The 11,323-nt window shown below is 44.4% G+C and carries 11 protein-coding genes; 10 read left to right on the plus strand and 1 reads right to left on the minus strand.

What is annotated here, in order from left to right; all coding sequences use genetic code 11:
* The first annotated feature begins 4 nt into the window (after positions 1-4).
* The 7 genes from F1644_RS03110 (at position 5) to F1644_RS03140 (ending at position 6,553) form a co-directional block, all read left to right on the plus strand.
* On the plus strand, positions 5-1,207 hold the full coding sequence (locus F1644_RS03110; RefSeq protein ID WP_118302094.1) for a DUF4857 domain-containing protein: 1,203 nt from the start codon (positions 5-7) through the stop codon (positions 1,205-1,207).
* A 20-nt stretch (positions 1,208-1,227) separates the two neighbouring features.
* Entirely contained in the window at positions 1,228-1,773 is a 546-nt protein-coding gene (locus tag F1644_RS03115) for a hypothetical protein (protein ID WP_118302093.1), read from the plus strand.
* Between the two features lie 270 nt (positions 1,774-2,043).
* Positions 2,044-2,877, plus strand: a complete 834-nt coding sequence (nudC, locus tag F1644_RS03120; protein WP_118302092.1) for an NAD(+) diphosphatase — start codon at positions 2,044-2,046, stop codon at positions 2,875-2,877.
* A gap of 26 nt (positions 2,878-2,903) precedes the next feature.
* Positions 2,904-3,755, plus strand: coding sequence for an urea transporter (locus F1644_RS03125; RefSeq protein ID WP_118302091.1), 852 nt, complete (start codon positions 2,904-2,906; stop codon positions 3,753-3,755).
* 283 nt (positions 3,756-4,038) lie between these two features.
* On the plus strand, positions 4,039-4,815 hold the full coding sequence (locus tag F1644_RS03130) for a class I SAM-dependent methyltransferase (protein WP_118302090.1): 777 nt from the start codon (positions 4,039-4,041) through the stop codon (positions 4,813-4,815).
* A gap of 549 nt (positions 4,816-5,364) precedes the next feature.
* Entirely contained in the window at positions 5,365-5,952 is a 588-nt protein-coding gene (locus F1644_RS03135) for a phosphoglycerate mutase family protein (protein ID WP_118302089.1), read from the plus strand.
* Positions 5,953-5,977: 25 nt separating this feature from the next.
* On the plus strand, positions 5,978-6,553 hold the full coding sequence (locus F1644_RS03140) for a GrpB family protein (RefSeq protein ID WP_209279565.1): 576 nt from the start codon (positions 5,978-5,980) through the stop codon (positions 6,551-6,553).
* Here F1644_RS03140 and F1644_RS03145 read toward each other — a convergent pair.
* Positions 6,531-7,139, minus strand: coding sequence for a MarC family protein (locus tag F1644_RS03145; RefSeq protein ID WP_087420553.1), 609 nt, complete (start codon positions 7,137-7,139; stop codon positions 6,531-6,533). The two genes, F1644_RS03140 and F1644_RS03145, sit on opposite strands and share 23 nt — an antisense overlap.
* 128 nt (positions 7,140-7,267) lie before the next feature.
* On the opposite strand from F1644_RS03145, the gene F1644_RS03150 reads away from it, so the two are divergent.
* The 3 genes from F1644_RS03150 (at position 7,268) to F1644_RS03160 (ending at position 11,304) form a co-directional block, all read left to right on the plus strand.
* A complete protein-coding gene (locus tag F1644_RS03150) occupies positions 7,268-7,663 on the plus strand; it encodes a hypothetical protein (protein WP_118302087.1) in 396 nt (131 codons plus the stop codon).
* Positions 7,664-7,731: 68 nt separating this feature from the next.
* Entirely contained in the window at positions 7,732-8,352 is a 621-nt protein-coding gene (locus F1644_RS03155; RefSeq protein ID WP_087420555.1) for a DedA family protein, read from the plus strand.
* A 15-nt stretch (positions 8,353-8,367) separates the two neighbouring features.
* On the plus strand, positions 8,368-11,304 hold the full coding sequence (locus tag F1644_RS03160; protein ID WP_118302086.1) for a calcium-translocating P-type ATPase, PMCA-type: 2,937 nt from the start codon (positions 8,368-8,370) through the stop codon (positions 11,302-11,304).
* Positions 11,305-11,323: the final 19 nt, after the last annotated feature.

The raw sequence follows: 11,323 nt of genomic DNA on the forward strand, positions 1-11,323 counted from the left end.
GCAGATGAAAATAAAGATTCTATATATCGGATTATCCATTTTCCTATTATCATGGATTATCCCGTCACTCGTTCAATTAACCATGGATTCCTCTCCCCGGTACCCGTTCACTTATTACAGTTCTGTCATTAACCAATTCTGTTATTTGGATCAGGACAATGATAACGTGAGAGGAAAAGACATGAGCGGGAAAGTTTACTCGGATGCGGAATTCGACCGGGTGTTACCCATGTTCTACTATCGTCAGTTAGCCATGGAAAACGCCATCCCGGATTCCATCCAAGGGGTCCCGGTTGACCGGCAAACCATAGCCCGGAATAACTTTTTCTTCTGGTACAAACCCAAAGATAAAAATACCCCGGTCATAGAACTCTACCCCATGTTCGAATCCTGTTCGGGAAAAGTAGACCTTGAAAACCCCAGCGATATGTTCCGACTGAAAGAGAACATCGAATTCATCGACATGGCCACTAACCGGGTAGACGAACAGAAATCCGCCCGTTTCCAGCAAGCAATGGAGAAGGCCGGTTTCACGTTCCCCGCACTGTGGGTCACCGGGATTCCCACGAGCCAGAAATCATACGATGAAGGATATTTCGCTCTGGATAGCAAGGGACATCTTTTCCATATAAAAATGACAAACGGGAAACCTTTTGTCAAGGACACGAAGGCAAGTAACATCTCCTGTATGTTCCCGATGGAAATTGACAATCGGAGCCTGTATGGCTTCCTGTTCGACACGAATCACACGCTTTACTATCTTTCCACGGACGGGTACCGACTCGTGAAAGTGTTGGAAGACGTGAATCCCGATAAAGACCGGGTTTCCATCATGGCCAATATGTTCTACTGGACGGTAGCCAAGATTTCTTCGGACGGGGAACGTACCTACGCCTTGGAGAATAAAAGTATGCGTCAAGTGGACAGCCTGTTCCGCCCGGCACCGGAATCCACGTGGGACAAAACACAACCTTACTTGTTCCCGTTCACGGTAACCTTTCAAGATAGCACGAACAGTTACATCTACCCCCGGGTTTCGGGTTATTATTTCCCGTCTCTTTTGTTGAATATTATACTGACAATAGTTACTTTTGTCGTGTATCGTAAAGAAAAATCATACAGGAAATATCTTGTGGGAATCATCACCTTATTCACGGGAATTGCCGGATTTATTACTGTATGCCTTTTTGCCAGAATAAGAAAATAACATTAAATAAATATATCGTCATGAAAAGAAGTACATTCATTTTTATTATTGCTTGTATCGCAACTCTTTCCATCGTGGGATGCAAAAACACGAACAAGAAAACAAAGCAGGAGAATACCACTGAAATATCCTTGGCCTCCAAAGCCTTGGACGTTAACGGTCTTCTGAACGTGGCCGAAGAACAACTGAATGATACGGTCGTTCTGAAAGGCGTCGTGAAACACACCTGCTCTCACTCCGGGCGTCGCTGTTTTATCGCGGACTCCACGGGTAAACTTACAATCCGTGTTGAAGCTGGCGGTAACATACAATCTTTCAACAAAGAGCTGGTTAACTCCGAAATCGTCGTGACCGGGGTGTTACAGGAACAACGCTTATCACAGGAATACATCGACAACTGGGAAAAAGAAGTTGCAGAAGAAGAGGCTAAAGGAGACAAGGATGCCGACCACTGTGACTCTGAAAAGAACAGTATTCAACAAATGCGGGAATGGATGAAAAACCATAATAAAAACTTCTATTCTATCTACTATGTAAACGGCATCGATTACGAGATGGTAAAATAGGAGCCAATTACCCTTAATTACAAAGTTTTTATTCTTAAAGTGGCTGTCCCAAAGTCCTGCCAGTATTTGACAACTACCCCCTCCAGCTCCCCCTTACACAGGGGGAGAGCTGATTACCAAGCGGTTTCTCCCCCTGTGTAAGGGGGAGTTAGTGGGGGTAGTTGTTTAAAATGGACTTTTTAGACAGCCACTTTTCATTTTAAAAACTAGCGTCATATCCAACAATTTAATACCTTTGACGCCCGAATTCACAGGCAAAATAAATAAGGTATGATACAAGATATAGCGCCCCATATATTTTCAAATGCTTACGCCCCCAAACGTCCGGAGGCAACAAGCTACGCGCTTTATTTCGACGGGCATATGGTTCTGGCAAGTAAAGCTTCAGCAACCCTACGTTTTCCCCGTTTTTCAGAATTAAACGGGATCGAAGAAAGTGTTTACGAGAAAGCCATTTATTTATTCGCCATTGACAACGACTGTTTTTACCTGGTACATCAAGTCCCGGAAGGACAACCGGAATTCGAGCTAAAAGACATCGGGCTTTTCCGGACAAGCGAGCCGAGACACCTGGCATTTGCAGGCATCACGGGATACAGCCTCTACAAATGGTACGACAACCACCAGTTTTGTAGTCATTGCGGGGCAAAACTCGTTCCCCATGAAAAGGAACGAATGCTACATTGCCTGACTTGTAATAACACGGAATACCCGAAAATTATGCCAGCCGTGATTATCGCCGTCACGAACGGGAATAAAATTCTGTTATCCAAATACGCCAACCGGGAATATACCCGCTACGCCTTACTCGCCGGATTTACCGAGATCGGGGAAAGCGTCGAAGAAACCGTGAAACGGGAAGTCATGGAGGAAGTCGGATTACACGTTAAAAACCTCAGATACTACAAAAGTCAACCGTGGTCATTCTCCGACACGCTTTTAATGGGCTTTTTTGCCGAAGTGGAAGGAGACGACAGCATCACGCTTGACCGGGAGGAACTGGCCTTGGCCGAATGGTTTGAGCGGGAAAACATTCCGGTTTCTGAATCTGACATTAGTCTTACCAGTGAAATGATAGAGTATTTTAGAAATCATCAAGAGTAGTTTATATCACCTCAGTCAGTTACACTATGAAAGAAGGACTATTTATCATAGCCCGGGGCATTGGGCAAGTGATGTTCCAGAATAACGCCTTGTCGGGACTTCTTATGTTAGCCGGGATTGCCTGCAATTCTTGGATACTGGCACTACTCGCTTTAGCAGGAAATATAGTTAGCACATTAACAGCCTGCCTGTGTAAATACTCACGGGAAGACATTCGGAACGGCCTCTACGGTTTTAATGGAACATTGGTTGGTATCGCCATCGGGGTGTTCATGGAAATAAACATTAGTTCCATGTTCTTATTACTATTCGGCTCTGCCCTTTCCACCGGGATCACCCGGTTATTCAACCGTCAGAGAACAGTTCCGGGTTTCACGGCACCATTTATCATTACGGTATGGATTCTATTATTGGGGAACCTTTACCTTTTCCCCACTCTCCTATTGCCCGCAACACCCCATGTTTCCGAGGCTGTAGCTCATCTGCCGAAAGCATTCTGCCTGAACATCGGGCAGGTCATGTTTCAAGGAGGAAATATTTTTGCCGGATTACTTTTCTTGATCGGTATCCTTGTCAATTCCCGGATACAAGCAGTTTACACGGTTTGGGGAGCCTTTCTGCCTTTGCTGGTAGCCTTACCGTTGACAACAGATTTTTCGACATTCAATGCCGGATTACTCGGATATAACGGAGTACTTTGCAGTATAGCCCTTGGAAACCGAACCTTCAAAAGTATGGTTTGGGCCACCTTGTCCATACTCCTGTCAACAGGAATACAAATTATGGGAATATACGCGGGAATCACGACATTAACTGCCCCATTCGTGGTTGCCGTTTGGATCACGATGGGTTTGCAATACTTGTCCTCTAAAAAATAAATCAAATTAATAATCTGTTTATTTTCAAGAAAATAATCTATCTTTGTCCCGACAAACAAAATATCGCTTTTTGAAAACAACAAATTCTAAGAAGATAAATGCGTAACTAACAGCCCGAATTCTTTCAGGCTGGATTTCCCTACCCGGGTTTCTTACTCGGAAATTATTTCTATTGACTTTACTTTTGATTTTCAAGTACCTACTGGTACTCCAAAATTTTTATCCGAATCTTTATGTCTAAAGCATGGGATTCACCATATAATCACATATATTTATCACAATTATGGAACAGGAATTACAATTAGTAGCAGACTTCGACTTTGACATGATCGTAGACTTTTTTTCACGTCTAAACCGTCAAGGTCCCGGAAGTCAACAAGTCACCCGACAAGCCTTGAGCTTTATCGGGGAGTTATCGGATAACGCCAAAATTGCCGATATCGGTTGCGGCAGCGGTGGACAAACCATCACGCTTGCCGAGAACACGAAAGGGCAGATCACGGCGATCGATTTATTCCCGAAGATGATCACACTTTTAAAGGAACGTGCCATTCGTCATGGACTCAGCGACCGGATTTCCGGCATTGCAGTTTCCATGGAGAACCTACCTTTTGAACCCGGAGAACTAAATTTAATCTGGGCGGAAGGCTCCATCTATAACATCGGATTCGAAAGAGGTCTAAGGGAATGGAAACAATTCCTGAAACCGGAAGGAATGATCGCCGTTTCGGAAGTTTCTTGGCTCACGGATACCCGACCGGATGAGATTGAACAATTCTGGAATTTTAATTATGCCGAAATTGACACCATTTCCAATAAAATCAAGAAAATGGAAGAAGCCGGATACACCCCGGTAGCCCATTTCATTTTACCTGAATATTGTTGGTTGGACTGTTTTTACAAACCCATGCAAGAAAACATACCTCTCTTCTTGGAAAAATATAAAAACAGTACACCTGCCCAACAATTAGTACAACGGGAATTAGATGAAATCGACTATTACCGGAAATACAAAAGTTACTACGGTTACGTCTTTTATATCGGGATGAAAAATGAATAAAAAAGAAGATACAAGTAAAAGGGGCCGTCCAAAAAGTCCTGCTTGTATTTGCCAACTACCCCCTCCAGCTCCCCCTTACACAGGGGGAGAGCTGATTACCAAGCGGTTTCTCCCCTTGTGTAAGGGGGAGTTAGTGGGGGTAGTTGTTTAAAATTGACTTTTTGGACAGCTCCTTTTCTTTTTTCACGTGCATATTACCTCCGCTTGAATGATTCAATAAACCTTCAATAATGCTTAAAGGCACCTTAACTGTAAGTTTACATTTTTTGGGGAAAATTACCGGATTGTGAGTAACAAGTGTTCGACTTATATCGAAGACTTATCGAACACTTGTCGAAGACTTATCGAACACTTACAAAAGGTGTCGTTAATGAACCCCGAAGATCCCCAGCATCTTACATGCCTCCCGCCCCTTTCCCGGCAGGAAAAAGGGGAAAACACGGAAGTACATTGTTAATTTAAGCCAATTTTACGTTAAAAAATAAATTTATTCTTCTCACCCACTTTCCAAGAGTTTATTGTTATTTTCGCGTTCTCAATCACGAACACATGGAAACGATATTACAACTTGCAGCTCGCAATACAGAACGAGCCAAACAGATAGTCCAAGCAACTGACATTATCAATATCTGGAAATCCATCGGGGCGGAAATCAATCTTGTCGGGTCATTAAAAATGGGATTGATGATGAAACACCGGGATATAGATTTCCACGTCTATACCCCGCGATTAACCCCGGCCATCAGTTTCCAAGCAATCACGCAACTGGCCGCAAACCCAGCGATCAAACGAATCGAATACAAAAACCTGATCGACACGGACGAACATTGTATAGAATGGCACGCGTGGTACGAGGATTCCGATTACGAATTGTGGCAAATCGACATGATTCACATCCTGAAAGGTTCCTACTATGACGGCTATTTCGAGCAAGTGGCCGAACGAATCTTAGCGGTATTGACACCCGAAATCCGGGAAACCATATTGAAACTAAAGTACGAGACTCCCGACGGCAAAGAAATCATGGGAATCGAGTACTATCAAGCCGTCATTCAAGACGGGATAAAAAATTATTCCGCTTTTCAAAACTGGCGGAAAACACATCCTGCAAACGGAATTATAGACTGGAAACCTTAACACAATGAACAACCCTTTACAAAAAATGACAAACGAAGAACTTTGGGTTCTATTTCCGATCATCCTAAGCGAACATCGTGCAGAATGGACAAAGTTTTACGAACAAGAAAAAGACACCATCATTTCAGCTCTTGGGACAAAAAACATCAGCAGAATCAATCATATCGGCAGTACATCCGTCCCCGGTCTAATAGCCAAACCAACCATAGACATTCTATTGGAAATCCCCACTGACGCGGACATCCCGTCTCTCACCACAGCCCTGATCTCTGCGGGATATATTTGCAACATGCAGCCTAATAACCCAGCCCCTCACCTCATGTTCATGAAAGGATATACCCCTCAAGGTTTCCGAGGCCAAGCCGTTCATCTTCACGTGAGATTCCCGGGGGATTGGGACGAACTCTATTTTCGGGATTACCTGCGTTCCCACCCGAAAACGGCAAAATCATACGGCAAACTGAAACAAAACCTTCAACTCCGCTATGAACATGATCGGGATGCCTACACCGAGGCCAAAACCGACTTTATCCAAGAGGCCACTCGTCTGGCCAGAAAGGAAATGGGCAACAAATACACTACACCGTCAACGACTTTATAAACAACGTGATTCCGTCAAATATCATCTGTAACCCGATCGTGGCAACAATCAACCCGATAATCCGGATCAACGGGTTCATGAAATTGTATTTAATCAAGAAATTCCCGATTCGCCGGGCTTGTAACATACAAAACAGATTTACCACCAAAGCGATCAAGATGGCTATAATCGTGATCTCACGCCCGTATTGAACGGGAAACGTAACGGCTGCCGTAATGGTTGCCGGGCCCGCGATCATTGGAATGGCGATAGGTACCGTGGTCAGATCGGCTAATTTGATATGCTCGTCCACTTTCAGGAAAAAACCTTTCAACAAACCGGATAGACCGTTATACATCAACACGGCTCCACAAGTGATTTGAAAAGAATACAACTCGACATGGAACACGTAACTGAAAGTAACTTCTCCCAAGAAAAGAAAAAAGATCAGAATCAACGCGGCAGTAATAGATGATTTAATGGATATATACCGCAATTCCTTAGGACTGAACCTCTCCTGCAACGAAGTAACAATTAAAACTTTCTGTACCGGGTTTACTAACGCCAAGAGAGCCACGATACAAGCTAATATCATTTTTACCGTCATGATCCGAATATTTCTGATTCCCCGCAAAGGTACGTAATAAAACGGATTTATTGATAAGAAAAAGCGTAAACGAGACTGGATATATATCCAAAAAATATATTACTTTTGAGCCTGTAAATAATTTTATAATGAAAAGGCTGTTTTTTGTATATATATCTATCTTTATTTTTTCTTTACTACTCATAGTCAATGGACTACAGACAGAGGGAAACGAGGACGAGATAGCATTGCCTACACAAACAGAACAACTATCCGAACCGGACGAGATTGCCCATCATTATGACACCCTCTCACGAGGTCTTCATTTAGGCTCCGACGAAGGAATCGCAACCTCTCACGGGCGACGTTTCGGACTCAACAAAACTCCTAAAACAAACGTGTATTCGCATCACAATATGCAGAGTGGAAAAAATATTCCGATAAAATTGTCTTTCGCTAAAAAAGAACGGCACTTTATCCAATATCTGACCACCCGACATAGTCAAGGTTTTTATATCTACTCGCTGAAAGTATTGCTGTTATGACAAAACCATAACGATAATTATAACAAGTGAGAGCAAATAAAAACATTAAAAAAATTTAGAAACAACATATGATCGATTGGCTTCAATCTATTCTCGATTGGTATATGCAGAACGTGAACTACTGGAGTGTTCTCGTATGTATGACCATTGAGAGTTCCATCATTCCCTTTCCGGCGGAATTGATCGTGCCTCCTGCAGCCTGGAAAGCTGCAAACGGGGATCTCAATTTCCTGCTGGTAGTTATTTTCAGCACAATCGGATCGGTTCTAGGCGCCCTCTTCAACTACGTGTTAGCATACACGTTAGGGCGTAAATTCATTTATTCTTTCGCGGAATCACGCTGGGGAAAGATTTTGCGGATGTCAAAAGAAAAAGTAGAAAAATCCGAACAATATTTTTTGAAATACGGCAAAAGTTCCACGCTGATCGGAAGGCTTACCCCGGGGGTAAGAAGCTTTATTTCCCTTCCGGCCGGATTGGTCAAAATGCCTTTAAACAGCTTTATATTTTACACGGCTGCCGGAAGTGGTATCTGGAACTTGATACTGGCTATCGTCGGCTATTTTTTATATTCCCGAAAAGAGTTACTGGAAAAGTATTTCACCGAGATTTCCATCGTCATGTTAATCGTTGGAATTGGCTTTTTCACGTATCTTATTATTCGGTCAACACGTAAAAAAAATAATTAAATCTTAAATTATAACATGGAATCACGTAAACACTACACAGGCCTCACGGATAAACAAGTGCTGGAAAGTCGTGAAAAACACGGGGCCAACGTGTTAACTCCCCCTAAAAGGGATTCTTTATGGCAGATTTTTATCGGGAACTTTGAAGATCCCGTCATTCGCATATTAATGGTCGCGGTATTTCTTTCGGGAGGTATCGCCATATCCATGTATTTCTCGGAAGGAATCATCGAGATCGCGGAAACCATCGGTATTGCCGTGGCCATATTACTTGCAACCGGGGTTGCCACCTGGTTTGTATGGGATGCAAACAAGAAATTCGACGTGCTGAATCAAGTGAATGACGACACGTTGATCAAAGTTATCCGTAACGGTAATGTACACGAAGTCCCTAAAAAGGATATTGTTGTAGATGACATCGTGCTATTGGAGCAAGGAGAAGAGATCCCCGCCGACGGGGTACTTCTAGAGGCTATCTCCTTACAGGTGAACGAATCCAGTTTAACCGGAGAACCGATCGCCAATAAAACCGTGATCGAATCCGAGTTCAACCTGGAAGCCACCTATCCTTCCAATCACGTGATGAGAGGAACAACCGTTTCCGACGGTCACGGAATCATGCAGGTACTTGCCGTGGGAGACTCCACGGAATTTGGAAAAGTGGCAGAAAAATCTTCGGAAAAAAGCGAAGAACCTACCCCACTCGACAAACAGCTGGATTCGCTGGCAAAATTCATCGGGATCGTAGGATTCTGCGGTGCCGCGGTCACGTTCACCATCCTATTCATTAAAGCCATCTTCTTTAATCCCGCATCCCCTACCCCGGAATTAGGACAACTCGGACTGATCGGGGCTTTGATTATCGCGGCGATCATCATACTCGCTAAAGTATGGGTGCCTGTCATATACGATGTTCATGCCCTACGGGGAAAAGAAAAAGAACTCCCCAAGAGTATAGAGCAAGGAAGTTGGGTACGTTGGATTCTATACGGATTAGGGGCATTGGTTATCATGCTCGCCATCGGTTTGGCCTTCGGGGTTAAACCTTGGGACCCGCAAGCGTGGATCTCGCTAAGTCTGGGAAAGAAAATCCTGTCGGCATTCATGGCTTCCGTTACCCTGATCGTGGTGACTGTTCCGGAAGGTCTTCCGATGAGCGTCACTTTGAGCTTGGCCCTCAGTATGCGTAAAATGCTAAAATCCAATAACCTCGTTCGCAAAATGCACGCTTGCGAAACGATGGGTGCTACAACCGTTATTTGTACGGATAAAACGGGAACCCTGACCCAAAACCAGATGACCGTGTACAAAACAAACTTCTACGGTCTGAAAGATCAACAACTGGCTGATAATGAAAATTCCCGACTGATAAAAGAGGGTATTGCCGTGAATACAACCGCGTTTCTTGACTTTTCCGATCCGGGCAAAGTGAAAACTCTAGGTAACCCGACCGAGGCTGCCTTGTTACTCTGGTTAAACGGACAACAGGCTAATTACCAAGAACTCCGGGAAAATGCCACGGTGATCGACCAATTAACCTTTTCCACGGAACGGAAATACATGGCCACATTGGTTGACTCTCCCGCTATGGGAAAAAAGATCCTATACGTGAAAGGGGCTCCCGAAATCATCTTCGCTCAATGTAAGAACGCGTTAATCGACGGGGAAGGGCAACCGATCGCCAATTACAAAACGACCGTGGAGAACCAATTGCAGGAATACCAAAATCAAGCCATGCGGACACTGGGTTTTGCTTACCAAGTCATCGAGGACAATGAATCGCATTTTAAAGACGGACGTTTATACAACGTGGAATTAACATTCCTCGGGATCGTGGCTATTTCAGACCCGATCCGCCCGGACGTGCCGGACGCGGTAAGGCGCTGTTTTGATGCCGGAATACAAGTGAAAATGGTGACCGGAGATACACCGGGTACGGCAAAAGAGATCGGAAGACAAATCGGTCTGTGGACGGAAAAAGATACCGATCGGAACGTGATCACGGGAGTTGAATTCGCACAATTAACCGATAAAGAGGCCTTGGATCGAGTACTGGATTTAAAAATCATGTCCCGTGCCCGCCCGATGGACAAACAACGCCTCGTTCAATTGCTACAACAGAAACAAGCCATCGTGGCCGTTACCGGAGACGGAACGAACGACGCCCCCGCCTTGAATCATGCACACGTGGGTCTATCTATGGGTAGCGGAACCTCCGTGGCTAAAGAGGCCAGTGACATTACCTTGCTAGATGACTCGTTCAGTAGCATCACCTCTGCCGTGATGTGGGGACGATCTGTGTATCAGAATATTCAACGATTTATCCTGTTCCAGCTTACCATTAACGTGGCAGCCTTGATTATTGTATTACTAGGCTCTTTGTTCGGTTCGGAACTCCCCATCACGGTGACACAGATGTTGTGGGTAAACCTCATCATGGACACGTTTGCCGCCGGGGCTTTAGCCTCACTCCCGCCTAGCCCGGAAGTGATGAAACGGAAGCCGAGAAACTCGAATGCCTTTATCATCGTCCCGCAAATGCAGCGACTGATATTAGCCACCGGAATCACGTTCGTGGTTATCCTACTCGGCTTGCTATATGTACTCTCCAACTATGCCGGAGGTATTGAGGCCGGAACACCGGAAGGACTTCGTAACCTGACGATCTTCTTCACGGTATTCGTGATGTTACAGTTCTGGAACATGTTCAACGCGAAGACTTTCGGAACAAATGATTCCGCCTTTAAGGATATATTCAAAAGCGAAGGTTTCCTTACCGTGGGAATGGCCATTATCGTGGGACAGGTGCTCGTGGTCAACTTCGGTGGTTCTGTTTTCAGAACCATCCCGTTGACGTGGACCGAATGGATCTGGATCACGCTTGCCACGTCCCTCGTACTTTGGGTGGGAGAAATATTCAGGGCGTTCAAACGAATGAAAAACAGAAAGTAGTGTAAAAATCATCGGGGAT

Source organism: Butyricimonas paravirosa, from assembly GCF_032878955.1.
In the GTDB taxonomy this organism is placed as follows: Bacteria; Bacteroidota; Bacteroidia; order Bacteroidales; family Marinifilaceae; genus Butyricimonas; species Butyricimonas paravirosa.

Coding starts and splice junctions, on each gene's coding strand:
- F1644_RS03110 (WP_118302094.1), top strand. CDS start 5: ATGAAAATAAAGATTCTATATATCGGATTATCCATTTTCCTATTATCA.
- F1644_RS03115 (WP_118302093.1), top strand. CDS start 1,228: ATGAAAAGAAGTACATTCATTTTTATTATTGCTTGTATCGCAACTCTT.
- nudC (WP_118302092.1), top strand. CDS start 2,044: ATGATACAAGATATAGCGCCCCATATATTTTCAAATGCTTACGCCCCC.
- F1644_RS03125 (WP_118302091.1), top strand. CDS start 2,904: ATGAAAGAAGGACTATTTATCATAGCCCGGGGCATTGGGCAAGTGATG.
- F1644_RS03130 (WP_118302090.1), top strand. CDS start 4,039: ATGGAACAGGAATTACAATTAGTAGCAGACTTCGACTTTGACATGATC.
- F1644_RS03135 (WP_118302089.1), top strand. CDS start 5,365: ATGGAAACGATATTACAACTTGCAGCTCGCAATACAGAACGAGCCAAA.
- F1644_RS03140 (WP_209279565.1), top strand. CDS start 5,978: ATGACAAACGAAGAACTTTGGGTTCTATTTCCGATCATCCTAAGCGAA.
- F1644_RS03145 (WP_087420553.1), bottom strand. CDS start 7,139: ATGACGGTAAAAATGATATTAGCTTGTATCGTGGCTCTCTTGGCGTTA.
- F1644_RS03150 (WP_118302087.1), top strand. CDS start 7,268: ATGAAAAGGCTGTTTTTTGTATATATATCTATCTTTATTTTTTCTTTA.
- F1644_RS03155 (WP_087420555.1), top strand. CDS start 7,732: ATGATCGATTGGCTTCAATCTATTCTCGATTGGTATATGCAGAACGTG.
- F1644_RS03160 (WP_118302086.1), top strand. CDS start 8,368: ATGGAATCACGTAAACACTACACAGGCCTCACGGATAAACAAGTGCTG.